The organism is Frateuria sp. GZRR33 (genome assembly GCF_051900425.1).
In the GTDB taxonomy this organism is placed as follows: Bacteria; Pseudomonadota; Gammaproteobacteria; order Xanthomonadales; family Rhodanobacteraceae; genus Frateuria_A.
In genome coordinates this window covers 38,213-64,181 of the sequence record NZ_JBHZGK010000004.1, presented here as the reverse complement: position 1 = coordinate 64,181, position 25,969 = coordinate 38,213, and the positions used below count along the sequence as shown (strand labels likewise).

The 25,969-nt window shown below is 66.9% G+C and carries 27 protein-coding genes; 3 read left to right on the top strand and 24 right to left on the bottom strand.

The features are described 5' to 3' along the window. Positions 1-42: 42 nt before the first annotated feature. Both ACFWZU_RS06180 and ACFWZU_RS06175 read left to right on the top strand, forming a co-directional pair. Positions 43-366, top strand: coding sequence for a hypothetical protein (locus tag ACFWZU_RS06180; RefSeq protein WP_439700548.1), 324 nt, complete (start codon positions 43-45; stop codon positions 364-366). A gap of 44 nt (positions 367-410) precedes the next feature. Next, positions 411-2,135, top strand: coding sequence for a type IV secretory system conjugative DNA transfer family protein (locus tag ACFWZU_RS06175; RefSeq protein WP_439700547.1), 1,725 nt, complete (start codon positions 411-413; stop codon positions 2,133-2,135). On the opposite strand, the gene lpxK is transcribed toward ACFWZU_RS06175, so the two are convergent. The 14 genes from lpxK to ACFWZU_RS06105 form a co-directional block, all read right to left on the bottom strand. Then, on the bottom strand, positions 2,132-3,118 hold the full coding sequence (gene lpxK / locus ACFWZU_RS06170; protein WP_439700546.1) for a tetraacyldisaccharide 4'-kinase: 987 nt from the start codon (positions 3,116-3,118) through the stop codon (positions 2,132-2,134). The two genes, ACFWZU_RS06175 and lpxK, sit on opposite strands and share 4 nt — an antisense overlap. A gap of 8 nt (positions 3,119-3,126) precedes the next feature. After that, positions 3,127-4,884, bottom strand: a complete 1,758-nt coding sequence (gene msbA / locus ACFWZU_RS06165) for a lipid A export permease/ATP-binding protein MsbA (RefSeq protein WP_439700775.1) — start codon at positions 4,882-4,884, stop codon at positions 3,127-3,129. 14 nt (positions 4,885-4,898) lie between these two features. Continuing rightward, positions 4,899-5,327 carry an ExbD/TolR family protein gene (locus ACFWZU_RS06160; RefSeq protein ID WP_439700545.1) on the bottom strand — a complete coding sequence of 143 codons (429 nt, stop codon included), beginning with the start codon at positions 5,325-5,327 and terminating at the stop codon, positions 4,899-4,901. A gap of 8 nt (positions 5,328-5,335) precedes the next feature. Beyond that, on the bottom strand, positions 5,336-5,992 hold the full coding sequence (locus tag ACFWZU_RS06155; RefSeq protein WP_439700544.1) for a MotA/TolQ/ExbB proton channel family protein: 657 nt from the start codon (positions 5,990-5,992) through the stop codon (positions 5,336-5,338). Between the two features lie 99 nt (positions 5,993-6,091). Further along, complete coding sequence (locus tag ACFWZU_RS06150; RefSeq protein WP_439700543.1) at positions 6,092-8,398, bottom strand: DNA internalization-related competence protein ComEC/Rec2; 2,307 nt, start codon at positions 8,396-8,398, stop codon at positions 6,092-6,094. Positions 8,399-8,548: 150 nt separating this feature from the next. Then, a complete protein-coding gene (gene lolD / locus ACFWZU_RS06145) occupies positions 8,549-9,268 on the bottom strand; it encodes a lipoprotein-releasing ABC transporter ATP-binding protein LolD (RefSeq protein WP_439700542.1) in 720 nt (239 codons plus the stop codon). Continuing rightward, complete coding sequence (locus tag ACFWZU_RS06140) at positions 9,261-10,505, bottom strand: lipoprotein-releasing ABC transporter permease subunit (RefSeq protein WP_439700541.1); 1,245 nt, start codon at positions 10,503-10,505, stop codon at positions 9,261-9,263. Before ACFWZU_RS06140 ends, lolD begins: the two co-directional genes overlap by 8 nt. A gap of 155 nt (positions 10,506-10,660) precedes the next feature. Then, positions 10,661-11,080 (bottom strand): protein YgfX, encoded by a 420-nt coding sequence (locus ACFWZU_RS06135; protein ID WP_439700540.1) that lies wholly within the window; start codon positions 11,078-11,080, stop codon positions 10,661-10,663. Continuing rightward, entirely contained in the window at positions 11,052-11,291 is a 240-nt protein-coding gene (locus ACFWZU_RS06130) for a succinate dehydrogenase assembly factor 2 (RefSeq protein ID WP_439700539.1), read from the bottom strand. Before ACFWZU_RS06130 ends, ACFWZU_RS06135 begins: the two co-directional genes overlap by 29 nt. Before the next feature lie 231 nt (positions 11,292-11,522). Further along, positions 11,523-12,302 carry a succinate dehydrogenase iron-sulfur subunit gene (locus ACFWZU_RS06125; RefSeq protein ID WP_439700538.1) on the bottom strand — a complete coding sequence of 260 codons (780 nt, stop codon included), beginning with the start codon at positions 12,300-12,302 and terminating at the stop codon, positions 11,523-11,525. A gap of 22 nt (positions 12,303-12,324) precedes the next feature. Beyond that, a complete protein-coding gene (gene sdhA / locus ACFWZU_RS06120) occupies positions 12,325-14,112 on the bottom strand; it encodes a succinate dehydrogenase flavoprotein subunit (protein WP_439700537.1) in 1,788 nt (595 codons plus the stop codon). 5 nt (positions 14,113-14,117) lie between these two features. After that, positions 14,118-14,513, bottom strand: a complete 396-nt coding sequence (gene sdhD, locus ACFWZU_RS06115; RefSeq protein ID WP_439700536.1) for a succinate dehydrogenase, hydrophobic membrane anchor protein — start codon at positions 14,511-14,513, stop codon at positions 14,118-14,120. Then, a complete protein-coding gene (sdhC, locus tag ACFWZU_RS06110) occupies positions 14,510-14,905 on the bottom strand; it encodes a succinate dehydrogenase, cytochrome b556 subunit (protein WP_439700535.1) in 396 nt (131 codons plus the stop codon). Before sdhC ends, sdhD begins: the two co-directional genes overlap by 4 nt. Positions 14,906-14,991: 86 nt before the next feature. Then, positions 14,992-15,096 carry a DUF1674 domain-containing protein gene (locus tag ACFWZU_RS06105; protein ID WP_439700534.1) on the bottom strand — a complete coding sequence of 35 codons (105 nt, stop codon included), beginning with the start codon at positions 15,094-15,096 and terminating at the stop codon, positions 14,992-14,994. A gap of 176 nt (positions 15,097-15,272) precedes the next feature. Between ACFWZU_RS06105 and ygfZ the strand changes: the two genes are divergently transcribed. After that, positions 15,273-16,070, top strand: a complete 798-nt coding sequence (gene ygfZ / locus ACFWZU_RS06100; protein WP_439700533.1) for a CAF17-like 4Fe-4S cluster assembly/insertion protein YgfZ — start codon at positions 15,273-15,275, stop codon at positions 16,068-16,070. Between the two features lie 53 nt (positions 16,071-16,123). Here the strand turns inward: ygfZ and ACFWZU_RS06095 are convergent, their stop codons facing one another. The 10 genes from ACFWZU_RS06095 to rpsA form a co-directional block, all read right to left on the bottom strand. After that, positions 16,124-16,468, bottom strand: coding sequence for a GNAT family N-acetyltransferase (locus ACFWZU_RS06095; protein WP_439700532.1), 345 nt, complete (start codon positions 16,466-16,468; stop codon positions 16,124-16,126). A gap of 86 nt (positions 16,469-16,554) precedes the next feature. Beyond that, positions 16,555-16,887 carry a tRNA-binding protein gene (locus tag ACFWZU_RS06090; RefSeq protein ID WP_439700531.1) on the bottom strand — a complete coding sequence of 111 codons (333 nt, stop codon included), beginning with the start codon at positions 16,885-16,887 and terminating at the stop codon, positions 16,555-16,557. 2 nt (positions 16,888-16,889) lie between these two features. Then, positions 16,890-18,179, bottom strand: a complete 1,290-nt coding sequence (locus tag ACFWZU_RS06085; protein ID WP_439700530.1) for an NAD(P)/FAD-dependent oxidoreductase — start codon at positions 18,177-18,179, stop codon at positions 16,890-16,892. A gap of 180 nt (positions 18,180-18,359) precedes the next feature. Next, positions 18,360-19,232: a UTP--glucose-1-phosphate uridylyltransferase GalU gene (gene galU, locus ACFWZU_RS06080; protein WP_439700529.1), complete on the bottom strand. Its 873-nt coding sequence runs from the start codon at positions 19,230-19,232 to the stop codon at positions 18,360-18,362. Next, on the bottom strand, positions 19,233-21,155 hold the full coding sequence (locus tag ACFWZU_RS06075; protein ID WP_439700528.1) for a polysaccharide biosynthesis protein: 1,923 nt from the start codon (positions 21,153-21,155) through the stop codon (positions 19,233-19,235). After that, positions 21,142-22,158, bottom strand: coding sequence for an MraY family glycosyltransferase (locus ACFWZU_RS06070; protein WP_439700774.1), 1,017 nt, complete (start codon positions 22,156-22,158; stop codon positions 21,142-21,144). Before ACFWZU_RS06070 ends, ACFWZU_RS06075 begins: the two co-directional genes overlap by 14 nt. A 20-nt stretch (positions 22,159-22,178) precedes the next feature. Further along, on the bottom strand, positions 22,179-23,351 hold the full coding sequence (lapB, locus tag ACFWZU_RS06065; protein ID WP_439700527.1) for a lipopolysaccharide assembly protein LapB: 1,173 nt from the start codon (positions 23,349-23,351) through the stop codon (positions 22,179-22,181). Next, the gene (locus tag ACFWZU_RS06060) at positions 23,348-23,605 is read right to left on the bottom strand and encodes a DUF1049 domain-containing protein (protein WP_439700526.1); all 258 of its coding nucleotides are present in this window, start codon (positions 23,603-23,605) and stop codon (positions 23,348-23,350) included. The genes lapB and ACFWZU_RS06060 overlap by 4 nt, the downstream gene beginning before the upstream one ends. A 163-nt stretch (positions 23,606-23,768) precedes the next feature. After that, a complete protein-coding gene (locus ACFWZU_RS06055; protein WP_439700525.1) occupies positions 23,769-24,074 on the bottom strand; it encodes an integration host factor subunit beta in 306 nt (101 codons plus the stop codon). Between the two features lie 85 nt (positions 24,075-24,159). Next, positions 24,160-25,833: a 30S ribosomal protein S1 gene (gene rpsA / locus ACFWZU_RS06050; RefSeq protein ID WP_439700524.1), complete on the bottom strand. Its 1,674-nt coding sequence runs from the start codon at positions 25,831-25,833 to the stop codon at positions 24,160-24,162. Positions 25,834-25,969: the final 136 nt, after the last annotated feature.

Genomic DNA, 25,969 nt, shown 5'->3' with positions numbered 1-25,969 from the left:
GTGCTTGCGGAATCCGCTTCATGTGCCTACTGGAAGGTCACCTTGAAACTACCCATTCGTCCTGCCCTCCTTGCGCTTGGCGCGGCCGTCAGCCTGAACATGACGCCAGCCCACGCCCAGAGCGTCGATCCCTGCACTGTCTACACCTGCATGGCCGGCATCTCCGGTGCGGGGGCGAGTGGCGGCCCTGGCTGTGTGCCCGCAACCACCTACTTCTTCAGCCTTGTCGTATTCGATCCCTCCTTCGACGCAGCAGCTACATCCCAGTTGCGCAAGACCTACTTGATGACCTGCCCGGGTGCGAATACCGCAACCAACGCCGCGCTGCTGAACGCGATCATCGCCTTATGGGGCGCTGTGCCCTAGCCACGGGCGAAACCGGTGCGGCCCATCACACGGAAGGTGAGCTCATGATTCCACGCAACAAGGCGTTAGCCGCCTTCCTGGCCTTCATGTCGGCAGTACTTGCCGGGCTATATGCATCCGGCTGGCTGGTGTTGGCCCTCTTGCATGTGCGAGCGCCACTCGGCCCTGGTACCTATGGGCGCTATCTAGCAGCGATCGCCAGGCCGGAAGTTCAACCCTACGTGCACCAGATCAGGTTGTCAGGGAGCGTGGGTTTCGGCCTGCCACTGGCCGCCTGGATCGCTCTGTTGTACTTCCTGTTCAGACCCCGCGCACGGTCGACCCATGGCGACGCCCGGTTCGCCAGCCGCGGTGACCTGGCCCGGCTCGGGCTCCTCGACGACGACCCGAACGGCATCGTCGTGGGCAGATACGGCCGCAGTTTCCTGCGGCTCCGCGGAACGCGCCACGCCCTGCTGGCGGCGCCAACGCGAAGCGGCAAAGGCGTCGGCGCGGTGATCCCCAATCTGCTGAGCTACCAGGGGTCGATGGTCGTCCTGGACATCAAACAGGAAGCTTTCGACATCACGTCGAAATGGCGCTCCAAGCTGGGTCCCACCTTCCTCTTCAATCCGTTTGCGGAAGACCTGCGCACACATCGCTGGAACCCGTTTGCCTACGTGCGCCCCGACGTGATTCATCGCACATCGGACCTGCAGGCCATCGCCGACTGCCTGTACAAGGACCCGCCCAATCAGGATCCCTTTTGGGCGAACATGGCACGCTCGACCTTCGTGGCGACGGCCAGCCTGTTGTTCGACTGCTGGACCGACGGCCTGGACAAGGGCTTTGCCAGGGACGACGGTTACCCCACGCTCGGCGCGGTCTACCGCCTGCTGTCGGGCGACGGTAGCGATCTCAAGGCGCACCTGAAGTCCGTGCTCGAGTACCCGCACGTCAGTCGTCAGACCCGCACGGCCTTTGCCAACATCACCGCGCTGGCCGAGCAGACGTTTACCTCCGTGATCGCCAGCACGCAGGCCCCGCTGCTGATCCTGGCCAACCCGATCCTGGACAAGGCGACCTCGGGTAACGATTTCTGGTTACCCGACCTGCGCCGGCGGGTGCAGTCGATTTACGTGGGCATTTCGCCCAGCAAGCTCACCGAAGCCTCCGGGTTGCTGAACCTGTTCTTCAACCAGGCGATCAAGCTCAACGTTGGCGTCACCCCGGACAAGGACGCATCCCTCAAGCACCAATGCCTGTTCATGCTGGACGAGTTCGCCGCCCTGGGTCGGATGGACGTCATGGTTGACGGTGTGGCGTATTTCGCCGGCTACAACGTGCGCGTGTTCTGCGTGATCCAGTCGCTCTCCCAACTGGATGCGGTTTATGGGCCGGAAAAGGCGCGCAGCATGATCACCAACCTGGCCTGCCAGATGGTCTACACGCCGCGCGAGCAACGGGATGCCAACGAGTACAGCGAGATGCTTGGCTACACCACGCAGCGCAAGCGCCAGCGCACGCGTTCCAGGGGCGGCCTCGGCCAGGGCAGCAGCGTATCGCTGGCCGAAGTGGAGGAAAAACGTGCGCTGATGCTGCCGCAGGAGTTGAAGGCGCTGGATCCGAAGAAAGAAATCGTATTTATCGAAGGCACGCCGCACCCGATCCGCTGCAACAAGATTCGATACTACGAGGACAGCTATTTCGTGCCGAGACTGCTGGGTGCTTCGAGCGTTCCGCGCCTGGAGATCGGCCGGCAACGCCAGATGGTGGTGGAGAACAACTAGTGTCCCGGCCCCACGGCCGCCCGGATGCGGCTCGCCAATGCATCAAAGAACTCCGCCGGCAAGTCCGCCCGCACCGGCACCCGCCACCATCCCGGTTGCGCGAATCGCCGGCACTTGATGGCGTCCTTGTCGGTCATCAGCACCGGCAGGTCTTCGCCGAGGTTGAAGTCCGAGGGGACGAAGGCGTGGTGATCGGGGAAGGCGTGTTCGACCGGCAGGATGCCGTAGGCGCGCAGGCTGTCGAAAAAGCGGGCGGGATGACCGATAGCGGCCACGGCGTGAACCCGCTGGCCGGTGAAGGCGGTCAGCGGCTGGCAGGTGTCGTCGGTGAGTGAGCAGGCTTCGCCGCCGCGCAGTTGCATGGGATAGGCGCCCATGCGTTCGCCGCCGTTGCACACGCGGATGTCCGCGGTGGCCAGGCGCATCAGCGGCTCGCGCAGCGGGCCGGCTGGCAGCAGGCGCCCGTTGCCGAAGCCGCGCACGGCGTCGATCACGCACACTTCCACGTCGCGGGCGAGGCGGTAGTGCTGCAGGCCGTCGTCGGCGATGACCACATCGCAGCCTGCGCCAATCAGCAGACGGGCGGCGGCGGGGCGGTCGCGGCCCACCGCCACCGGAATACCCTGCGTGCGGATCAGGCTGGGCTCGTCACCGACCCGCTGCGGGTTGGGCGCGTCACCGAGCAGCAGCGGCTCGCGCTGGGTGCCACCGTAGCCGCGACTGACCACGCCGGGAGTGAAACCACGTTCGCGCAGCGCCTGGGCGACGGCGATGGCCAGCGGCGTCTTGCCGGTACCGCCGGCGGTGATGTTGCCGATCACCACCACGGGCACGCTCAGGCGCACGCTGCGTCGCCAGCCATGCCGGTAGAGGAAACGGCGCAGGCCGCTGACGCCGGCATAAAGCCAGGACAGCGGATGCACCCACACCGGGGTGCGGCCATCGCTGTACCAGGCTTCTTCCAGCTTCTGCGCTAGCGCCATGAGACGCCTCAGCCTTCTTCCTGCTCGTGGAACTGCATACGGTGGAGCGCGGCGTATTGACCGCCCAAGGCTACCAACTCGGCGTGAGTGCCGCGTTCAACGATGCGTCCCTGGTCCATCACGGCAATCTGATCGGCGTGCTCGATGGTGGACAACCGGTGTGCGATGACCAGCGTGGTGCGGTCGCGCATCAGGCGCTGCAGGGCCTGCTGGATCAGCCGTTCGGACTCGGTATCGAGCGCGCTGGTAGCCTCGTCCAGCACCAGGATCGGCGCGTTCTTGAGGATGGCGCGGGCGATCGCCAGGCGCTGGCGCTGGCCACCGGAAAGCATGCCGCCCCCCTGCCCGATCGGGGTGTGGATGCCCTCGGGCATCCGCTGGATGAACTCCATCGCGTTGGCCGCCTCCGCCGCCGCGGTAATGTCCGCCTCGCTGGCGCCGGCCAGTTCGCCGTAGGCAATGTTCTGGGCAATAGTGCCGTCGAACAGCACCACGCTCTGCCCCACCCAGCCGATCTGGCGACGCAACGAGGCGAGGGTGTATTCGCGATAGTCCTGCCCGTCGAGCACGATGCGCCCTGCGCTGGGCTCCTGGAAGCGCGGCAGCAGGCTGACCAGGCTGCTCTTGCCGCTGCCGGAGCGACCGACCAGCGCGGTAACGGTGCCGGGCGCGCAGTGCAGGTCGATGCCACGCAGGGTTTCGATCTCGCTGCGTGGATAACGCAACCGGACGCCCTCGAAACGCAGGTCGCCGCGGGTGCGCTCGAGCTGGAGACGCCCCGTGTCCTGCTCCGGTGGCAGATCGATGACTTCGAACAGATCCTCGGCCGCCGAAATGCCGCGCTGGATCGTGCCCTGCACGTTCGCCAGGCGCTTGAGCGAGGGCATCATGGCGCCCATGGCCGTCAGCACAGTGACAAACACGCCGGGCGAGATGCCATCGATGACCTGGGGCCGGGTGGCCAGGTACACCAGCAGCGCGAGCGCGAGCGCTGCGACGGTCTGGATGGCCGTGCTCGAGGTCGCGCTGGTGGTGGCGATCTTCATGTTGAGGCGGCGAGCGCGGTGGGAAACGTCCGCGAAGCGCGCGGCCTCGTGCTGCTGCCCGCCGTAGACGCGCACTTCGCGGTGCGCATGGACCGACTCGTCCACCGCGCCGGTCACCGAGCCCATCGAGCCCTGGATGCGCCGGCTGATCTCCCGGTAGCGCCGGCTGACCATCGTGGCAACCAGCGCGATGCCGGGGGCCATCATCAGCAGTGTGAGCGAGAGATAGGCGCTGTTGGTCAGCATCACGTACAGCATCCCGATCACCGTGACGCCTTCGGTCACGACCACCTTCAGTGCATCAGTGGACGCCGAGGCCACCTGCTCGCTGGTGTAGGTGATGCGGGAGATCTGCTGGCCGGAGGGCTCATTGCCGAAGAACGCCGCTGGCAGACGCAGATAGGCGGCGAACACGTCCGCCTGCATCGCCTGCACGACGTTGCGGCCCACGTACGAAATACCGTAACTGCTGACGAAGGTGCCGACGCCGCGCGCCGCAAAAATCAACACGATCCAGATCGGCATCCAGAAGATCAGGTACGGGTCCTTCTTGGCGAAGAGCTCGTCGATCATCGGCCGCAGTTTCTGGGTAAAGGCCGCCAACGCGCCGCCGTCGACCGCCATGCCGAGAATGGCGATCGCACCGATCACCCACCAGCGCCGCGTGTAGCCGAGCAGCCGCTTGTAGACGCGCAGGGTTTCGGCGTCCCAGATGGCCACCTTTCGGGCGGCTGTCAACGTGCGGCTTCCTGGGTCGGCGTGGTCGCGATCGCCAGCCGGGTGAAGCCGAGCTGGCCGAGCGCGTCCATGGCCGTGACGACGTTCTGGTGCGGCGTCAGTGCGTCGGCGCGGATCGTGATCGGGCGGTCGTGGTCGTCGCCCGCCACGCGCGCGATGGCCTGCTTGAGCGGTTGGACGCCCTCGCCCACCACCGCGTCGCTACCGACGTAGAAATGTCCATCGCGGTCGATCATCACGGTCAAGGCAGGGCCCTGCATGTCGCGCTCTTCGGCGCTGGCCTGCGGCAGCGTGACCTGCAGGCGCGAGTGCTGCACGAAGGTCGTGGTCAGCACGAAGAACATCAGAAGCGTCAGCAGCACGTCGATCAGCGAGATCACGTTGATCTCGAAGTCGTCCTGCCGACGGTCGGAACCGATACGCATGCTTACCCTCAGGCGCTGGTAGCGGCAGTCGTCGCCGTGCGGCGCGGGCGGGCTGCCGGCGCCGGCGTGCCGGTCAGGTCGTCCAGCAGTGCGGTCGCCTGCTTCTCCATGTCGATGCAGTAGCCGGCCACCTTCGAACGGAAGTAGCGATGCAGCACATAGGCCGGGATCGCGACCACCAGACCCATGGCCGTGCAGATCAGCGCCTCGCCGATGCCGCCGGCCATCTTGGTCGGGTCGGCCATGCCGCCGGCCATCACCTGCATGAACATGCGGATCAGGCCGATCACGGTACCCAGCAGACCCAGCAGCGGGCCGATCAGGGCGATGGTGCCGAGCGTATTGAGGTAACGCTCCATGCGGTGCACGACGTGGCGACCGGTGTCCTCGATGCGCTCCTTTATCTGCTCGCGTGGGCGGTTGCGCACGGCCAGCGCGCCGGCCAGCAATTCCCCCAGTGGCGAGCCGGCGGCGAGCGCGTCCAGATGCGCCGGATCGAGCTGGCCGCTACGCGCCCACTTGCGCACTTCCTCGCCCAGCCCATCGGGCAGGACCGCCTTGCGGCGCAGGGACCACCAGCGCTCCAGCACGATCGCCAGAGCCGCCGCCGAACAGATCAGGATGGGGGCCAACGCCCACCCGCCAGCCATCAGAATTTCAAGCACTGCCTAACTCCCGCCAGGGCAACTTCTCAGGGGACGCCGAATCATAGCAGTCCCTTCACATCGTTCCGCGGTGCGCTTGGCAGTTGCAAAAACGCCTGTTCATTCGCGCCAGTAGCGGCGGTGACGACGGCGCCAGGTGAGCGCGACGGCGGGCTCGGCCGTGGGTGGTGCGTCGACTTCGATGGCACCGCTGGTGGCGGTGTTCAGCAAGGGCACGTCTGCCTGGGCGTAGCGCGCGAGCACGAGCGGGTGCGGATGGCCGAAGCGGTTGTGCCATCCGGCGGAGACCAGCGCCAGGCGTGGCGCGATCGCCGCGATGAAGGAGGCGGCCGACGAGTAGCGGCTGCCATGGTGGGGCACCACCAGCACGGTTGGCCGGGGCCGGCTGACAGCCGAGGCCACGGCGGGTTCCACCCGGCTACTGATGTCCCCGGTGAGCAGCAGGCGCCCACCCGCGCCATCCACGGCCAGCACGCAGGAGCGGTCGTTGCGCCGCCCGCCCGCTTGGGGGCCGGGCGAAAGCACGCGGAAGTCGACCCCATCCCAGCGCCACGCCTGCCCCGCCCGGCAAGGGCGCATGGGAAGGGGCATGCGGCGGGGTTCACCGGCGTAGCGTGAGGCGTCCGGGAAGGCCTCCGCCACTGCCGGTGCCCCGCCGGCATGGTCGTTGTCGGCGTGGCTCACCATCAGCAGATCCAGCCGGTCGATGTCCAGCGCGTGGAGTGCCGGTACCACCACCGCCTCGCCCAGGTCGAAGCCGGACGGATAGCGCGCACCGGCGTCGTAGACCAGCGCGTGCCGGCGCGTGCGCACTACGATCGAAAGCCCCTGCCCCACGTCCAGTATCCAGGCCTGGAAGCCGCCAGTCGCCGGCAACCGCGCCGCCGGCCAGACCAGCGGCAGAAAAAGCAGCAGACCCAATCCCCGCAGCGGCAGTCCGCGCGGGGCGAACAGCCACAAGGCGCCGAGCGTGGCCAGCAGCAGCGCCCACGGTCCCACCTCGGGCAGATACCAGTGCGCGCCCGGCCAGGTAGCCAACTGTTCCAGCAGCCACCATTGGGCATGGGCGAACACCGCGGCCAGCTTCAGCACGGGGGTCGCCGCCACGGGCGCGAGGAGAAGGAGCAACACACCCAGCAGTGCACAGGGCACGATCACGAAGCTGACGAAAGGTACCGCAACGAGGTTGGAGAGCGCGCCGACCAGCGAGGCCTCACCGAAGAACCACAGGGTCAAGGGCAACAGTGCCACCGTCATCACCAACTGACCGGCGGAAAGCTCGTGCAGGAATCCGCGCAGGCCGCGGGGACGGGCCTCGAGGCAAAGCATCAGGAAGGCCACGCCGACGAACGACAGCCAGAAACCCGCCGACAGCACCGCCAGCGGGTCGGCCAGCAGCATCGCGACCAAGGCCAGGCCCAGCGTCTGTGCGCCACCGATCGCGCGGCGGCTGCAGCGGGCCAGTGCAACGACGGCGATCATCAGCAAGGTGCGCACCGTCGGCAGGCCGAGGCCGGCCAGCGCGCCGTACAGCCCAGCGGCGAGCAACGCCGCAGCCGCCTGCGCGGGCACACGCGGCACACGCAGCGCCATCCCCGGCCACAGCAGGTACAGCAGGTGCACCAGTCCCACGCCGAACAACGCGGCCACGCCTACGTGGAAGCCGGAGATGGCGATGAGATGCGGGACGCCGTTGGCGCGGGCGACTTCCCAGTCGTCCTGGTCGAGTCCGCGCGTATCGCCGATGGAGAACGCCTGCAACAGCGCGGCATCGTGCGGGTCGCGAACGCGCGTGGCGATGCCATGCGAAATGCGCTCGCGTATCCCGTCGACGCAGCGGCCGGGCTGCAGCAGGCGATGGGTCCCGCCCTTGCGTACATAGCCGGTGGCGGCGATGCGCTTTTCCAATGCGCTGCGCTCGCCGTCGAAGCCACCGGGATTGAGCAGGCTGCGCGGGCGCCGGAGCCGCACGTGCAGTTGCCAGCGCGAGCAGGCCGGCAGCACGGGGGCGTCGTCGTACCAGCTCAGGCGCACGTGCCCATGCAGTGGTACCGGCTTTCCGTCGAGGGTGGCATGTTCCACATCGAACACGAAGCGGGTGGCGTCGCTGCGCACCTGAGGCAATCCCGACAACGTGCCGACCACGTCGAAGTCGCGCCGCTCCAGGTCGCGCGGCAGGCGCAGGTCGAGCGCGAGGGTGCCGCGCCAGATCGCCCAGGCCGCACCGAGCAAGACGAGCGCCGGCAAGCGCAGCCGTGGCCAGTGCAGGCTGGCCCACAGGACGAACAAGCCGGGAAGGGCACCCCACGCGGCCGGTGGCAAGGCAGGCAGCCATTGCACGGCCGCCACGCCAAGCAGCAAGGCGACGCCGGCTGCCGCCGCACCGGGCATCCGTGCCTCGTGCATTCCATTCTCCCGTCGGAGGAACCAGCTTACCGGCTACGCTCCGGCGCGATGGCTGAAATGCGTGTAGGGGTACGGCGCCGTGAACACGGCGCACATCAGGCCCACTTCGGGCCGCCGCGATGGTGGGCGGACGCCCGCCCTGCGCGGCGCTCAGGCCAGCGGCGCGCGGGCCTTTTCCTGCAATACGCCGTTGTGCAGCTCGAGCGTGCGGTCCATCTTGGCCGCCAGCCGGTGGTCGTGGGTCACCAGGATGAAGCTGGTGCCTACCTCGCGGTTGAGTTCGAGCATCAACTCGTAGACTTGCGCCGCATTGCCTTCGTCGAGGTTGCCGGTCGGCTCGTCGCCGAGCACGCAGGCCGGACGCGTGACCAGCGCGCGCGCCACCGCGCAGCGCTGGCGCTCGCCGCCGGAGAGTTCGGCCGGCTTGTGCGCCTCGCGCTTGCCCAGCCCCACCCGCTCAAGAAGCACGCGCGCCTGGCGCTCCGCCTCGGCGATGGACACGCCGCGGATCAGTAGCGGCATGCATACGTTTTCCAGCGCGGTGAATTCGGGCAGCAGGTGGTGGAACTGGTAGATGAAGCCCAGCGACCGGTTGCGCACGCGCCCGCGCTCGGCATCCGAAAGTCTGGAGAGGACGCGGCCGTCGACCTCCACTTCGCCACGGGTCAGCGTGTCCAGCCCGCCGATAATGTGCAGCAAGGTGCTCTTGCCCGAGCCGGAGGCACCGACGATGGCCAGCGTCTCGCCGCGCTTGAGGGTGAAGTTGACGTCGGTGAGCACGTCGGTCTTCAGGTCGCCTTCCTCGTAGGTCTTGGCGATGCCGCTGGCGCGCAATACGACGTTCTTGTCCATGGTGGAAGGCTTACTCATAGCGCAGCGCCTGTGCCGGCTGCGTGCGCGAGGCGCGCCACGCCGGGTAGAGCGTGGCAAGCAGCGAAAAGATGAAGGTGACCAGCGTGACCCAACCCACGTCGCTGGCGACCAGCTTGCTCGGCACTTCGCTGATGTAATAGACGTCCGGCGACAGGAAGGTCACTCCGGTGATGTGCTCGATCCATTTGACGATTGCCGGCAGCTTCCACGACAGCAGCGAACCCAGGCCCACGCCGAAACCGATTCCGACCACGCCCACCAGCACGCCCTGCACCATGAACATGCCCATGATGCTGCGCGGAGTCGAACCGAGCGTGCGCAGGATTGCGATGTCGGCCTGCTTGTCCGTCACCAGCATCATCAGCATCGAGATCAGGTTGATCACCGCGACCAGGATGATCAGCGACAGGATGATGAACATCACGTGCTTCTCCATCGAGATCGCAGAGAAGAAGTTGGCGTGGCTGTCCATCCAGGTCTGCACGACGTAGAACTGGCCCAGTGCGTTGGCCAACTCTTTGGCGACCGGCCTCGCGTTGAACATGTCGTCGAGCTTGAGGCGGATGCCGCTGGGGCCATCGAGGCTACCGAGCTTCTCGGCGTCCTGCATGTTGACCAGCGCCAGGCCCGAGTCGAACTCCTGCATGCCGAGTTCGAAGATGCCCACGACGTGGAAGCCACGCAGGCGCGGCACGCTGCCCATCGGTGTCGCGCGGAACTCCGGCACCGCCATGGTCACGCGGTCGCCGACGGTCACGCCGAGCGTCAGCGCCAGTTCCTTGCCCAGCACGATGTTCCAGCTGTCCGGCTTGAGCGCGTCCAGGCTGCCGTCGACCATGTGCGTGTTGATGTCGGAGACCTTGGGTTCCTGCGACGGGTCGACACCACGCACCAGCGCACCGCTGGGGCGGCGCGCCTGCAGGAAGGCTTCCATCTCCACATAGGGCGCAGCACCTTTCACATGCGGGTTGGCCTCGGCGATCCTCACTGCGCGCGGCCAGTCGCTCACGGCCTCGCCGGGCAGCCCGGACACGGTGGCGTGCGAAATGGCGCCCAGGATGCGCGTGCGCAACTCGGAGTCGAAGCCGTTCATCACCGACATCACCGTGATCAGCGCGGTGACGCTGATGGCGATGCACACGATGGAAACGGTGGAGATGAAGGAAATGAACTGGTTGCGGCGCTTGGCGCGGGTGTAGCGCAGGCCGATGAACAGTTCGAGCGGTCGGAACATGGGCGGTCGCTTCTTCCAGTCGATGGGCGGGCCGCCCGACAGTGCATTATCCGGTATTCGCTCGGACCGTGCCCACGAGGAAAAGTGCCGCGCGCGGAACTTCAGGAGCGCCGCTGTGCGCGACCACCGTCCTCCCGTCGCGCGCAGGTTCGCTCCTACAGGGCGTCGGCGACGTGCGCCGCCAGGCGCATGCGCAGGCGGCGGCGGATGTCCGGATCGCTGTTGTCCGATGCCAGCAGCAGCGTCTCGGCCCCGCAGTCGGTCTTCAACCGCAGCAGGACGCTGGTGCCGATCACGCGATGGGAAAGCAGCGTCGCAGGAAGCTGGCTGCGGTCGGCCTGGTAGAGCGTCCAGCCGTCGGAACCGTAACCCACGCCGGCGATGCGCGGGCGCATCGAGCGGCGCGCGGTGATGACGCTCGACATCAGAGCGCCGGCTGCGAGCACCAGCTTGAGGCCGAGCGGTGCGCCGCTCAATCCGATGGCGACCACGGCGAGCACGGTGATGATGGCCAGCACTCGGCCTGGCACGCGCGACGGCCGGTAATCAAAGCCGATGGCGGGCGCGGATGTCATCGATGATCGCCTGCCAGTCGGCGCGAGGGGACTGCGCGTGGCCCATGATCCAGTCCCACAGGTCCGGGTCCTGGGCGTCCAGCAGTTCGTCGAAGGCCCGGCGTGTGGCCTGGTCCGCCGCTTCGTAACGCTCGTCCAGCCAGCCACCCAGCAGGGCGTCGAGTTCGCGCGTGCCGCGGCGGGCACGCCAACGCAGGCGGGAGAGGCTCATGCAGGTGCATCGCCTTTGGCTCCCTCCCCCATTCGGGGAGAGGGTTGGGTTGAGGGGCGGGTCTTGTGAGAAAAGCTGCGCACGGCATTACCGCGCTTTACCGGATGTCCGTGGGTGGAGCGCTTCTTCTTTTCCGGCTGCGCCACGACGGCCTTGGTGAAACTTTGTCGCAAGCGTGTCCCCTCACCCCAGCCCTCTCCCCGGAGGGAGAGGGCGCTTGATCTTCGGCTCTTACGAACGCCGCTCCACCATCAGCTTCTTGATTTCCGCGATGGCCTTGGCGGGGTTAAGACCCTTCGGGCAGGTGCGCGCGCAGTTCATGATGGTGTGACAGCGGTAGAGCTTGAACGGGTCTTCCAGATCGTCCAGGCGCTCGCCGGTCGCCTCGTCGCGGCTGTCGGCGATCCAGCGGTAGGCCTGCAACAGGATCGCCGGGCCCAGGTAGCGATCACCGTTCCACCAGTAGCTCGGGCAGCTGGTCGAGCAGCAGGCACACAGGATGCACTCGTAGTAGCCGTCCAGTTGCTTGCGGTCTTCCGGCGATTGCAGACGCTCGCGTGCCGGCGCCGGGCTCTGCGTGCGGATCCACGGCTTGATCGAGGCGTACTGCGCGTAGAAGTGCGTCAGGTCCGGCACCAGGTCCTTGACCACCGGCATGTGCGGCAGCGGGTAGATCGCCACCTCGCCCCCCTTGCAGTCGTCGATGGCCTTGGTGCACGCCAGCGTGTTGGTGCCGTCGATGTTCATCGCGCACGAACCGCAGATGCCTTCGCGGCAGGAGCGGCGCAGCGTGAGCGTGGAATCGATCTCGTTCTTGATCTTCAGCAATGCGTCCAGAACCATCGGGCCACACGTGGCCATGTCGACCTCGTAGGTGTCGACGCGCGGGTTCTGGCCGTCGTCCGGGCTCCAGCGGTAGACCTTGAAGGTGCGCGGCTTCTTGGCGCCCTTGGCCGGAAAATGCTTGCCGGACTGGATCTTGGAATTCTTCGGTAGCGTGAACTCTGCCACGATGTGTCTCCGGTCCGGTTGCTCAGTAAACGCGCTTCTTCGGCGGCACCACGTCGACCTCGTCGGTCAGCGTGTACATGTGCACGGGGCGGAAGTCGAAGCTGGTCTGGCCGGTGTCGCTCAGGCTGACCAGGGTGTGCTTCATCCAGTGCTCGTCGTCGCGCTCCGGGAAGTCCTCGCGCGCATGGGCGCCGCGGCTTTCCATGCGCTGCTCGGCCGAGTGCATGGTGACCACGGCCTGGGCGAGCAGGTTGGACAATTCGAGTGTCTCGATCAAGTCGGAATTCCAGACCAGCGACCGGTCGGTGACGCTGACGTCCCGGAAGGAGTCGAACACCTCGGAGATGCGGCGCTTGCCCTCGGCCAGCGTCTCGCCGGTGCGGAACACCGCCGCGTCCTTCTGCATGGTCTTCTGCATCTCGGCGCGGATCTGCGCGGTGGGCCTGCTGCCCTTGGCGTAGCGAAGCGCGTCGAAGCGGCCGAGCGCCTTGTCCAGGATGCTGTTCGGCAGATCCTTGTGCAGCGTTCCGGGCTGGATCAGCTCGGCGCAGCGGCCGGCAACGGCGCGACCGAACACCACCAGGTCAAGCAGCGAGTTGGAACCCAGGCGGTTGGCGCCATGGACCGATACGCAGGCCGCCTCGCCGATGGCGAACAGGCCCGGCACCACGGCGTCGACATCGTCGCCCTTCTTCTGCACGACTTCGCCGTGGTAGTTGGTCGGGATGCCGCCCATGTTGTAGTGCACGGTCGGGATCACCGGGATCGGCTCCTTGGTCACGTCCACGCCGGCGAAGATGCGCGCCGACTCGGCGATGCCGGGCAGGCGCTCGTGGATCACGTCGGCACCCAGGTGCATCAGGTTCAGGTGGATGTGGTCCTTTTCCGGACCGACGCCCCTGCCCTCGCGGATCTCGATGGTCATCGCGCGGCTGACCACGTCGCGGGAGGCCAGGTCCTTGGCGCTGGGCGCGTAGCGCTCCATGAAGCGCTCGCCCTCGGAGTTGGTGAGGTAGCCACCCTCGCCGCGCACGCCCTCGGTGATCAGGCAGCCAGCGCCGTAGATGCCGGTCGGATGGAACTGCACGAACTCCATATCCTGCAGCGCCAGGCCCGCGCGCAGCACCATGCCGCCGCCGTCGCCGGTGCAGGTGTGCGCCGAGGTCGCGCTGAAGTAGGCGCGGCCGTAGCCGCCGGTCGCCAACACCACGGCATGGCCGCGGAAGAAGTGCAGCGTGCCCTCGTTCATGTCCAGTGCGAGCACCCCGCGGCAGACCCCGGCCTCGTCGAAGATCAGGTCGATCGCGAAGTACTCGATGAAGAACGCCGCGTCATGCGCCAGCGCCTGCTGGTAAAGCGTGTGCAGGATCGCGTGGCCGGTGCGGTCCGCCGCGGCGCAGGTGCGCTGTGCGGTGCCCTTGCCGTAGTGCGTGGTCATGCCGCCGAACGGGCGCTGGTAGATCTTGCCCTCCTCGGTGCGCGAGAACGGCACGCCGTAGTGCTCCAGCTCGATGATCGCGGCCGGAGCCTCCTTGCACATGTACTCGATCGCATCCTGGTCGCCGAGCCAGTCGGAGCCCTTGATGGTGTCGTAGTAGTGGAAGCGCCAGTCGTCCTCGCCCATGTTGCCCAGCGCGGCGGAAATGCCGCCCTGCGCCGCGACGGTGTGCGAGCGGGTCGGAAAGACCTTGGTGATACACGCGGCCTTGAGACCCTTCTCGGCCAGGCCGAAGGTGGCACGCAGGCCCGCGCCGCCGGCGCCGACCACGATCACGTCGTACTTGTGTTGCTGAACCTTGTAGGCTTCCATCGAACTCACGCTCCCAGGGCGATGCGCAGCACCGCGAGCACGCCGGCCAGGGTGGCCAGCACGGCTATGAACTTGATCGCCATCAGGAGCGTGGCCTCCTTCCAGCGGGTGTGGACGTAGTCCTCGATCACCACCTGCAGGCCGAGCACGGCGTGCCAGAACGACGCCACGATGAACGCGATCAGCAATACCGCGTTCCACGGCCGGGCGATCAGCTCGCGGGCGGTGGCGTAGTCGGCGTGCAGCATGCGCAGCACCAGCACGACCAGCCAGATGCCCAGCCCCACCAGTGCAATGGCGGTGACCCGCTGCACCCACCAGTGGCTCACGCCGTGCTGGGCCGAGCCCAGGCCACGAGCCTTCTTCAGCGGGTTGCGGTATTCCTTCGGATAGGCGCTCATGCTCCAGCTCCCAGGGTCAGTACATAGGCCCATACGGCCACGGTCAGCAACAGGCTGACGATGATCGAGGCCCAGCTCGAGCGCACGAACTGCACGATCTCGTAGCCGTAGCCGCCGTCCTGCACCAGGTGCCGGATACCGTTGCACAGGTGGTAGAACAGCGCCCAGCTCCAGCCGATCAGCAGGATCATGCCCAGCGGGCTGCCGACGAAGGCGGTGAAGTGGCCGAAGCGCTCCTCGCCGCCAGCCAGTGCGATCAGGCCCCAGGCAACCAGCAGCAGGCCCACGGACAGGGCGATGCCGGTGGCGCGGTGCAGGATGGAGGTCACCATCTGCACCTGCCACTTGTAGACGGAAAGATGCGGTGAGAGCGGTCGTCGCGTGTCTGCCATGGCGGCTGTCCGTGTAGTGGATTCGCGTCTCGCCCGAGTCGCCCGCTCCCCGATCGCCTGTGCCGGCTCGCGCCGACCCGGCGGAATCAGAAGTCGATGCAGCGTCCGTTCTTTTCCCAGTCGCCGTAGCGGGTGGGATCCGGCGCCGGCCGCTCCGGTCGCGCCTCGCCCTGTGCCGGCCGCGCAGGCACGGCAGGTTGCTCCGCGGGCGCGGAAGCAGGGGCGGGTTCGGTCTGGGAGAGGGTCTCGGACATAAGTAAAGCCGCAGAAGCGTAATACGCGCTGACCGGACAGCACAACCTTGACGGGTACGCGAAAACCTGTCCGGACCTTGCCTTCGTGCCATGCTTCCCTTATTTCATGCGCCATGCCGACCACCTATTCCGCCGAGCTTGTTTCGCTCGAAGGGCCGGACGCGATCGCGTTCGCGCAATCGCAATTCAGCAGCAACCTTGCCTCGCTCGCCGATGGCCAGTGGCAATTCAGCGCCTGGCTCGATGCGCAGGGGCGCGTGCGCGCCCTGTTCCATCTGATCCGGGTCGACGGACAGCGCCTGCTGCTGCTGCTGCGCGGTGGCCTGGCGGGGGCGATGGCCAGTGAATTGCAGCGGTACGTGTTCCGCGCCAGGCTGCGTGTCCTGGCTCTGCCGGCGCAAGAGCTGGCGACCGTCGAAGCGATGCCGCTGCACACCGTCACGCAACAGGGCGACTGGCTGGTGCTGGGTTGTGGTTCGCACGGCCTCAAACTCGCTGCGGGGGGCGACGACGAATGGCGTCTGCCGCAAGTGCGCGCAGGCTGGCCGTGGCTTGTGTCCCCCACCGCAGGCGAGCTGCTGCCGGCTTGGCTCAACCTCGGCGCGCTGGGCGCCACGGCGCTGGACAAGGGGTGCTACCCGGGTCAGGAGATCGTCGCGCGCATGCATTATCGCGGCGGAAGCAAGCGCCACCTGCACCGCATTCGCCTGTCACGCGTGCCGGTGCCCGGTAGCGTGCTCGCCGTGGACGGCCAGACCGCGATCCAGTTGCTCGATGTGGTGGCGATCGATGGTGCGGCCGAAGCGCTGGCGGTAGTGCACGACGACTTGCAGGCCAACCTGGCCTCCGGTGTGGAAGCCGAGCTCCCGCACGGTGCCGGCAGCGTGCAGGTGCTTGCGTTGACCGCGTAGGGTGGGCTTCAGGCCAGCCCTGCTGGAGCCGGCGACGGTGGGCTGAAAACCAGCTACGGGGACAGGCGTTTGCGGTAGACGTGCTGGCTCTTCTGCCGCGCGAAGCCCAGGCCTTCATAGAACGGATGCGAAGCCTGGCGCTGCACGTTGGAGCGAACGACCATCCGGTCCACGCCCTGCTCCCGCGCCCACGCTTCGATCGCGCCGACCAGCGCGCGCCCCACACCGCCGCGACGGGCCGTGCCGTCGACCACCAGAGCGGTGATCTCCACGCGCTCGCCAACCTCCAGGCTCAAGCGCCGTTCGGCGGCGATCCAGCCGGCCATGCGTGCGTCCCCGTCGAGCACGAGCACGCATTGGCGCGGGCCCTCGAGCCACGCCTCCAGTCGCTCGGCCATGCTTTCAGCAGCGACCGGATAACCCAGCTCCCCCGCCAGTCGCGCAATCTCCGCGGCGTCGGAGGTACACGCCGGACGCGGCGTGCTTACGCCAGCCGCGAGCCGTTGGGCACGGGCCGCTCAACCGTCGTGACGACCACGCCCGCGTCGGTGTGGAAACCGGTCAGCAGGAACTGGGAACGAAACGGGCCGATCTGCTTCTCCGGAAAATTGAGCACGCCCACGATCTGCCTGCCGACCAGCTGCTCGGGTGCATAAAGCGCTGCGATCTGCGCACTGGTCTTGCGCTCGCCGTAGGGTCCGAAGTCGGCCCATACCTTCCATGCCGGTTTGCGCGCTTCGGGAAACGGCTCCACGCGCACGATGGTGCCAGCCACGATCAGCACCCTCTCGAAGTCCGACCAACTGATCTCTTCCACGCTCATCCTTCCAGTCTCATCTTCAGCCAATCCTGCAGTTCGGCCCGCCAGTAGCTGGCCTGCGCAGCCACGAAGCCCAGCGGGCGGTAAGTGGAGGCGAGCCCGTAATCGGTGAATTCGCGCCATGCCGGGTCACCCTCGGCAATGCCAGCAGCCAGCAGTTCCCCAGCCGCGCAGGTCGAGCTGAGCCCGTGGCCGCCGAACGCCTGCGCCCACCAAAGCCCGTCCTCCCGCCCACCGATCTGCGGCATCTGGTGACGCGCGTAGCTCATCAGGCCAGACCACGCGTAGTCGACGCGCACCTCGCCCATCTGCGGAAAGACGCGAAGCAGGTCCGTGCGAAGCAGGCGCTGCACGGCCCGCGGGGAACGATCGAGCACGGAGATGCGCCCGCCCCAGAGTAGCCGGGTATCTGGCAAGGGCCGGTAGTAATCGAACGCGAAGCGTGTGTCGTAGATCGCCGCGCGCGTGGCCAGGCACTCCGCCAGGCGGTCCCCCAGCGGTTCGGTCACCATCACGTACGTGGCGATCGGCAGGATCGCCCGGTCGATCTGGTGTTCGAGGCCGGCCAGATAACCGCCGCAGGCCAGCACCACCTGGTCGGCCACCACTTCGCCCGAGGCCGTCTGTACCCGCCAGCGGTTGCCCTCGCGCTGCAGCCGGCGTACGCCGCTGTGCTCGTGGATGCGCACACCCTGCCCGGCCGCGGCGCCGGCCAGGCCGATCGCGTAGTTGAGCGGGTGAAGATGCAGCGCGTCGCGTTCGAACAGGCCATCGTGGTAGCGCGGGCTACGAACGAGCTCGCGCAATTGGGCTTCCGGCATCCACTCCCAGAGCACGCCGTAGCGCTCGGCCAGCATCTGCTGGCGTGTGCGCAGCACGCCCGGGTCGCGGAACCAGTTCGCCCAGATCACGCCCGCGTCCACCGCATCACAGGGAATCGCGTAGGTGGCGACGCGCTGGCGGATGCGGTGCACGCCCTCGATGGTGCGTTGGAACAGCGCGCGCGCCCGCGTCGGGCCCAGTTGATCGAGCAGCGCCTGCTCGCCCAGCGAATAACCGGCGAAAACGAATCCCCCGTTGCGCCCGGAGGCCCCGAACCCGACCTGCTCGCGCTCCAGCAGCACCACGTCCCGAAGCCCGCGTTCCGCCAGTCCCAACGCGGTATTGAGGCCCGCAAAACCGCCGCCCACCACTGCCACGCGCGCCTCCTGCCGGCCGTCGAGCGGCGCATAGGGCGCGTACGGCGTGGCCGTGGCGCGGTAGTAGGAGATGGCGGGCGACGGCGTCATGGGGGGGCGGGCCAGTCGGGACGACTGAGCATATCGCGGCGAACGCCGCTGTTCGAACTGCCCATGACACGCCGGCTCCAGGCACGGCGAAAGGCAGGGGGTCTGCTTGCTGGCGATGCCCCTGGGCTCAGGGACATGCCGCAAGCAGACGCCTGCAGGTTCACTGCAGGACGTGGAGGCTCAAAGCTGGCCGACGAACTCGCGCACGACCGGTGCGAGCTTGGGATCCTGCATGGCCATGTGCATGGTCGCGCGGACCAGGCCGGCCTTGTTGCCGCAGTCGAAACGGGTGCCCTCGAAGCGGTAGGCGAGCACCTTGCCCTGCTCCATCAGCAGTGCCTCGATGGCGTCGGTAAGCTGGATCTCGCCACCGGCGCCCGGTTCGGTCTGTTCCAGCAGTTCGAAGATCCGACCCGGCAACACGTAGCGGCCCACGACGGCGAGGTTCGACGGCGCGTCCGCGGGCTTGGGCTTCTCGACCATGTAGCGGATGCGCGCGCTGCGCTGGTCGATCGGCTCGGCGTCGACGATGCCGTACTTGTCGGTCTGGTCGTGCGGCACTTCTTCCACCGCGATCACGCCGGCATGTTCCGATTCGGCCAGCGCGGCCATCTGGCCCAGCGCGCCCTTGCCGCGGTTCCAGATCAGGTCGTCCGGCAGGATGATGCCGAACGGCTCGTCGCCAATCACCGGCTTGGCGCACAGGACGGCGTGGCCCAGGCCGTAGGCCTCCGGCTGGGTGACGAAGATCGCGCGTACGTTGGACGGCAGCGTGCCCTGCACCAGCGCCAGCAGTTCGTCCTTGCCCTTTTCCTCCAGCTTGGCCTCCAGTTCGTAGGCCTTGTCGAAGTAGTCGGCGATGGCGTGCTTGTAGCGGTTGGTGACGAACACCAGGGTGTCGGCGCCCGCATCCACCGCCTCATCGACCGCGTACTGGATCAGCGGCTTGTCCAGCACCGGCAGCATTTCCTTCGCGACGACCTTGGTCGCCGGCAGAAAACGGGTGCCCAGGCCGGCCACCGGGAATACCACCTTGCGCAACGGCTTGGTCACTCAACTTTCTCCTGTTTCGATACGACCCTGTTCGATGCGGCCCACCTCGCGGCGGATCGACACCACGTTGTCCGGCTGCGCCGTCTCGCTCCACCGGAACGACGGCAGCAGACTGGAGACGCAGCGCCGCAGCTCGTCTTCATTGAAGGCAGTAGTGGCTTCGCACGCCTTGTTGAGCAGGGCCTGCAGCAACTCCCACGACACCTCGCGGTGCTGCGCAAGGAAGATCTTGGCATGCGCGGTGGCGCTGTAGTTCTCGAGCTGGTGGAAGAGTTCTTCGAACAGCTTCTCGCCGGCGCGCAGGCCGGTGTAGACGATCGGCACTTCGGTGCCCGGCTTCTTGCCGGCCAGCCGGATCATCTGTTCGGCGAGGTCGCGGATCTTCACCGGCTCGCCCATGTCGAGCGCAAAGATCTCGCCGCCCTGCCCCAGACAGGCCGCCTGCAGGATCAGCTGGCAGGCTTCCGGGATCGTCATGAAGTAGCGGGTGATCTCCGGGTGGGTGATGGTCACCGGCCCGCCGTCGCGGATCTGCTGGCGAAACAGCGGCACTACCGAGCCGGCCGAATCGAGTACGTTGCCGAAGCGCACCGTGATGTAGTGTGTTGCCGAATGGGCGTTGAGGTTCTGGCAGTAGATCTCGGCCACGCGCTTGCAGGCGCCCATGACGCTCGTGGGGTTGACGGCCTTGTCGGTAGAGATCAGCACGAAGCACTCGACGTGGAACTCGTTGGCGAGGTCCGCCACCGTGCGCGTCCCGAGCACGTTGTTGCGAAAGCCCGCGCGCAACTGCTTCTGCAGCATCGGGACGTGCTTGTAGGCGGCCGCGTGGAACACCACCTGCGGCTTGGTTTCGCCAAACGTCTTCTGCATGGCGACACGGTCACCGCAATCGCAGAGCACGCATTCGAGCAACAGCTCGGGGTAGTCGCTGCGCAGTTCCTTGCCGATGCGATAGAGGTTGTATTCGCTCTGTTCGACAATGATCAGCGACTGCGCACCGAGCCGGGCAACCTGGCGGCACAACTCCGAACCGATCGAGCCACCGCCCCCGGTGATCAGCACCCGGCGACCGGTAAGCGTCTCGCGGATGGCGGTCCAGTCCAGTTCGACTGCGTCGCGGCCAAGCAGATCCTCGATCGCCACTTCCTTGATCTCGTTGAACTGCGCGCGACCGGCCACCACGTCCTCGAGCCGCGGCACGGTGCGATAAGGCAGGCCGGTCTGGTCGCACAGCTCGACCACGCGGCGCATCTCGCCCGTGCTGGCACCCGGCAGCGCGATCAGCAGCATTTCGACCGCCGCCTCGCGGGCCAGCTCCGGCAAGTGGTCGATGCAGCCCAGCACGGGATGGCCATTGATCGAAGCGCCTCGCAGGCTGGCCTTGTCGTCGACGAAACCGATCACGCTGAAGCGGCCGTCGTGGCGCAAGTCGCGCGAAAGCGCCTCGCCAGCGCGGTCGGCGCCGACGATGAGCACCCGCTTGGAGGAACGCGTGTTGAAAAGATCCAGCCGGCTGTCCTTCCAGAACCGGTAAGCCAGGCGAGGCAGGCCAAGCAGGAGGGTCAGCGCAACCGGGTAAAGCAGCAACACCGAGCGGGGCACGCCCTCCATGCGCTGATAGAGGAACAGCGCCAGGCCGATGGCGAGCGTGCCGAAGATGGCCGCCTTCAGGATGTTCCACAGGTCAGGCAGGCTGGCGAAGCGCCACACGCCCTTGTACAGGCCGGTCCAGGTGAACATCAACCCCTGCATCGCCAGCACGATGGGGAACTCGAGGACGTCGAAGCTGCCGTCCTGCCCCGGCACCGTGGCATAGCGCAGCGCCTTGGCGATCCACCAGGCGAAGCCGGCCATCGCCAGATCGTGCGCGACGACGGCGATGCGCGGATGGATGAGGGCGATCCATTTACGTGGCGACATGACGGTCCTTCAATGATGCACGCCGCACGCAGCGGCGCTTGGTAACGATCCATGTTGCGCCGGCCGCCGTATAGACGGCGACACAGGCGGGCAATGCCATGGCCGGGAGCTGCCTCGCGACAACCGCCGCAGGTGCGGCGACCAGCAGGTTCCAAGCCAGGTACCACGCGGCAGCGCGCGCATGCGTGCGGCCGGATCGTACCAGCCACTGGTACAGATGCTCGCGATGCGGAGCATACCAGCGCCTGCCGCGTAGGAAGCGGTTCAGCAACGTCAAGCTGGCATCGGCAACAAAAGCGGACCCGAGGATGAGCGCCGGCCAGAGCATGCCCGGTTCAACGCGCCACAGCATGGCAACGAGGGCGAACAGCAGCAGGCCCACGCTGCCGCTGCCCACGTCGCCCATGAAGATGCGCGCCGGCGGCCGGTTGTAGAGCCAGAACCCCAGGCATCCCGCGGCCACCACGAAGCCGGCACCCGCCAGCGCGGGCTGCGCAATGCTGGCGGCGAGGCAGCCGAGGCCGACGGCCACGAACACGCCCTGCTGTGCCAGCAACGCGTCAATGCCGTCCATGAAATTGTGCAGGTTGATGCTCCAGCCGCCCGCCAGCACCAGCAACGGCAGCCACGCCCACGCGAGGCTCGTGCCGGCGAGCAGTGACACGCTGAAGAGTGCAATCGCGAGCAACTGGACGCCCAGCCTCGGCCATTGCCGCAACGGCCGATGGTCGTCCCACCAGCCGATCGCCGCGACCAGCAGCAAGGCCAGCGCCAGGCTCGCGACCGTCCAGGCAGACCAAGGGCCTGGCAGGCTCAGGAACACACCGGGCATGGCGACGAGGCAACCCAGGACGATGCCGATGCCTCCGCCCCGAGGGGTCGGAAGCGTATGCGAGCGGCGCTGGCCAGGCTGGTCCAGCATGCCGCGGCGATGTGCGTAGGCGATGGCGCCGCGTGCCGCCAGCGCCGCGATCACCAGCGCGACCAGGCTCCATCCCAGCACGGTCGTCAATTCCGCCCGGGTCACTCGTTGGCGACGCCGTGGATCGGGCGGATCGTGCTCCAGCCCTTGCAGCTGGGGCACTGCCAGTGGTGTGCCTTGGCGCCGAAGCCACAGCGGCTGCAGCGGTACATCGCCTGGCCTTCGAGCAGCTTGCGGGTAAGGTCGCGCAGGATCAGGAAGTTCTCGCGGGCTTCGCCCTCGATCTTGTCCATCGTGGCGTCGATCAAGGCCATCAGCCCGCGGACCGAGGGGCGCTGGCGCAGTTGCGAGGTAAGGAACTCGATGCCGGCGCGCTCGCCGTCGCGCTGATTGTAGAGCTTGGTCAACGCCAGCACCGGCGAGATCCCGTTGTAGCGCGCCAGGATGTCGCGCAGGAAATGCTCGGCGCGCTCCATCTGGCCGGTGCGCGCGTAGCTGTTGAGCAGCGGAGGCAGGATTTCGGGGACGAAGGCGATGTCCGCGCCGACGGCCGCCTCATAGGCCTCGACCGCTTCGGCATGCTCGCCCGCCTCGGCATGCAGGCGGCCAGTGAGCATGAATGCACGCACGCAGTCGGCCTGGCACTCGAAGGCCTGCCGCAGGTAGTCGCGCGCTTCCGAACGAGCGCCGTGCTGGCGGGCCTGCTCGGCCAGTTCGCAATAGAACTGCGCGATCATCGGCGACTCGTCGTCGCCGGTCATCGCTTCGAGCCGGCGCGCGTGGTCGATCGCCTTGTGCCAGTCGCGTTCGTGCTGGTAGATGGCCACCAGGTGCCGCAGCGCCGATGGCGCATGCGCGTTCATGGCGACCAGGTCGGAAAACAGCGCTTCGGCGCGGTCGAGCAGGCCGGCACGCATGTAGTCCTCGCCCAGTTCGAGCAGTGCGACCGTCTTCATCGCTTCGGTCAGGCCCGGGCGCGAGACCAGGTGCTGGTGCAGGCGGATGGCCCGATCCACCTCGCCGCGGCGCCGGAACAGGTTGCCCAGGGCAAGGTGGGTTTCGACCGTGTCGCGGTTGTACTCGGCGAGTTTCAGGAAGACTTCGATCGCCTTGTCCTGCTCTTCGTTGAGCAGGTAGTTGAGGCCGCGGAAGTAGTCGGATGACAGCTCGCTGACGCGCATGCCCGAACGGTGCACTGCCGCCCGGCGGGCCGCGAACCACCCGCTGGCGAAAGCGGCCGGCACCAGCAGGACCAGCACATAGAGGATGCTCATGCGCGGGCCGGCGTCTTCCCGCTGGATGGGCGCACGCGGCGCAGCACGCGGCGATGGCGCAGGCTCATGCCGAGCCAGGCGGTCAAACCGCCCGCCAGCCAGCCGATCACCAGCGCGACCAGTAGCCCGCCCCCCTTGGGCAGCGTTACCCGGAAAAACGCCAGGTCGTAGCTCACCGGATCGGCATTGAGCGCGCCGACGACCACGCCGACGACCACGAACAGCGCAAGGATGAGCAAGGCAATCAATCGCATCGCGCAACTTTACCGGAATCCGCTTGAACAGGCACGGGACGTTTTGAACCTTTCGTGCGCACGGGAGAGGCCCAACGGCGGTTGCCTGCGAGGCCGACAAAAAAGGCAGGACAGCTCGCGCCGCCTGCCTTGCACCATCCTGTATTTTGGGACCAGCCGCGTATCAGGCCGCTTCGGTTTCCGCCTGCAGCGACAGGTTCACCCGCTCGCGCAGTTCCTTGCCCGGCTTGAAATGCGGCACGTGCTTGCCCGGCAGGGCCACCGCGTCGCCGGTCTTGGGGTTGCGCCCCATCCGTGGCGGCCGGTAATGCAGCGCGAAGCTGCCAAAGCCGCGGACCTCGATGCGCTCGCCCTGTGCCAGGGCGTGGCTCATCTGCTCGATCACGCTCTTGACCGCGAGCTCCACGTCGCTGAAGGCAAGGTGGGTCTGGCGCCTGGCAAGCGCTTCGATCAGTTCGGATTTGGTCATGGGTCCCCAATGTCCGTGACGTTCAAACGACGGGGCGGCCTGGGCCGCCCCGCTTCGTACTCAAGTCATTGTAATTCTAAAGGAATTACTCGGACTTGTTGAGCTGCTCCTTGAGCAGCGCGCCCAGCTTGGTGGTGCCGCCGGCCGCGGAGCCGTACTCGGCCATCGCGTCCTGCAGGTCTTCCTCGTCCTTGGCGCGGATCGAGAGTGCCAGCTGGCGACCCTTGCGATCCATGCCGGTGAACTTGGCTTCGACCTTGTCACCCACCTTCAGGTACTGAGTGGCGTCCTCGACACGCTCCTTGGCGATGTCGTTGGCGCGCAGGTAACCCTCCACGCCCTCGCCCAGGTCGATCACCGCACCCTTGGCGTCCACTTCCTTCACGGTGCCGTTGACGATCGTGCCGCGCGGGTTGTTGGCCATGAACTGGCCGAACGGATCCTGTTCCATCTGCTTGATGCCGAGGGAGATGCGCTCACGCTCCGGATCGACCGCCAGCACCACTGCCTCGATCTCGTCGCCCTTCTTGAAGTTGCGCACGAGGTCTTCGCCGGACGCCTGCCAGGAGATATCGGACAGGTGCACCAGACCATCGATGCCGCCATCCAGGCCGATGAAGATGCCGAAGTCGGTGATCGACTTGATCTGGCCGGAGACCTTGTCGCCCTTCTTGTGCATCGCGGCGAAGGCTTCCCACGGGTTGGAGCGGGTCTGCTTGATGCCCAGCGAGATGCGACGACGCTCTTCATCCACGTCCAGCACCATCACTTCGGTCTCGTCGCCGACCTGCACCACCTTGGCCGGATTGACGTTCTTGTTGGTCCAGTCCATCTCGGACACGTGGACCAGGCCTTCCACGCCCGGCTCGATCTCGACGAAGCAGCCGTAATCGGTGACGTTGGAGACCTTGCCGAAGATGCGGCTGCCGACCGGATAGCGACGCGAAATCGCAACCCACGGATCGTCGCCCAGCTGCTTGAGGCCCAGCGACACGCGGTTGCGCTCGCGGTCGTACTTGAGCACGCGCACGTCCAGCTCGTCGCCGACGTTGACCACCTCGGACGGATGGCGCACGCGCTTCCACGCCATGTCGGTGATGTGCAGCAGGCCGTCGATGCCGCCCAGGTCCACGAACGCGCCGTAGTCGGTGAGGTTCTTGACCGTGCCCTTGACCACCGCGCCCTCGGTCAGGCGCTCCAGCAGCTTCTCGCGCTCCTCGGAGAACTCGGTCTCGACGACGGCGCGGCGGCTGACGACCACGTTGTTGCGCTTGCGGTCCAGCTTGATGATCTTGAACTCGAGGTCCTTGCCCTCGAGGTACACCGGGTCACGCACCGGGCGCACATCGACCAGCGAGCCCGGCAGGAACGCGCGGACGTCCTTGATGTCGACGGTGAAGCCGCCCTTGACCTTGCCGGAGATCTTGCCGGTGATGGTCTCTTCCTTGTCGAAAGCCTGCTCGAGGTCGTCCCACACCATCGAACGCTTGGCCTTCTCGCGGGAGAGCTTGGTCTCGCCGAAGCCGTCTTCCAGGGCGTCGAGGGCAACCTTCACCTCGTCGCCTACCTGCACTTCCAGCGTGCCCTCTTCGTCCCGGAACTGCTCGATCGGGACGATGCCTTCGCTCTTGAGACCGGCGTTGATCACGACGACGTCGTTGCGGATTTCCACAACGATACCGGTGACGATGGCGCCCGGCTTCAGCTTGGCAATGGCCTGCTGGCTCTGTTCAAACAGCTCGGCAAAACTTTCAGTCATGTTGATTCCAGAAATGAGAAAAGGCCGTAGCCCCCTGTGCGCGCCGTCGGATCAAATGCGCACGGGCTAACCGGCCCACCGGTTGTGGGTGTCGCAGAAAACGCGCCCTGTGACGGACCGCCCTGTCGGCACCGTT

Coding starts and splice junctions, on each gene's coding strand:
- sdhA (WP_439700537.1), bottom strand. CDS start 14,112: ATGGAAGCCTACAAGGTTCAGCAACACAAGTACGACGTGATCGTGGTC.
- lpxK (WP_439700546.1), bottom strand. CDS start 3,118: ATGGCGCTAGCGCAGAAGCTGGAAGAAGCCTGGTACAGCGATGGCCGC.
- lapB (WP_439700527.1), bottom strand. CDS start 23,351: ATGAGCATCCTCTATGTGCTGGTCCTGCTGGTGCCGGCCGCTTTCGCC.
- rpsA (WP_439700524.1), bottom strand. CDS start 25,833: ATGACTGAAAGTTTTGCCGAGCTGTTTGAACAGAGCCAGCAGGCCATT.
- ACFWZU_RS06130 (WP_439700539.1), bottom strand. CDS start 11,291: ATGAGCCTCTCCCGCCTGCGTTGGCGTGCCCGCCGCGGCACGCGCGAA.
- ygfZ (WP_439700533.1), top strand. CDS start 15,273: ATGCCGACCACCTATTCCGCCGAGCTTGTTTCGCTCGAAGGGCCGGAC.
- ACFWZU_RS06055 (WP_439700525.1), bottom strand. CDS start 24,074: ATGACCAAATCCGAACTGATCGAAGCGCTTGCCAGGCGCCAGACCCAC.
- ACFWZU_RS06175 (WP_439700547.1), top strand. CDS start 411: ATGATTCCACGCAACAAGGCGTTAGCCGCCTTCCTGGCCTTCATGTCG.
- ACFWZU_RS06150 (WP_439700543.1), bottom strand. CDS start 8,398: ATGCACGAGGCACGGATGCCCGGTGCGGCGGCAGCCGGCGTCGCCTTG.
- sdhD (WP_439700536.1), bottom strand. CDS start 14,513: ATGAGCGCCTATCCGAAGGAATACCGCAACCCGCTGAAGAAGGCTCGT.
- ACFWZU_RS06160 (WP_439700545.1), bottom strand. CDS start 5,327: ATGCGTATCGGTTCCGACCGTCGGCAGGACGACTTCGAGATCAACGTG.
- lolD (WP_439700542.1), bottom strand. CDS start 9,268: ATGAGTAAGCCTTCCACCATGGACAAGAACGTCGTATTGCGCGCCAGC.
- sdhC (WP_439700535.1), bottom strand. CDS start 14,905: ATGGCAGACACGCGACGACCGCTCTCACCGCATCTTTCCGTCTACAAG.
- ACFWZU_RS06060 (WP_439700526.1), bottom strand. CDS start 23,605: ATGCGATTGATTGCCTTGCTCATCCTTGCGCTGTTCGTGGTCGTCGGC.
- ACFWZU_RS06095 (WP_439700532.1), bottom strand. CDS start 16,468: ATGGCCGAGCGACTGGAGGCGTGGCTCGAGGGCCCGCGCCAATGCGTG.
- ACFWZU_RS06135 (WP_439700540.1), bottom strand. CDS start 11,080: ATGACATCCGCGCCCGCCATCGGCTTTGATTACCGGCCGTCGCGCGTG.
- ACFWZU_RS06085 (WP_439700530.1), bottom strand. CDS start 18,179: ATGACGCCGTCGCCCGCCATCTCCTACTACCGCGCCACGGCCACGCCG.
- ACFWZU_RS06075 (WP_439700528.1), bottom strand. CDS start 21,155: ATGTCGCCACGTAAATGGATCGCCCTCATCCATCCGCGCATCGCCGTC.
- ACFWZU_RS06140 (WP_439700541.1), bottom strand. CDS start 10,505: ATGTTCCGACCGCTCGAACTGTTCATCGGCCTGCGCTACACCCGCGCC.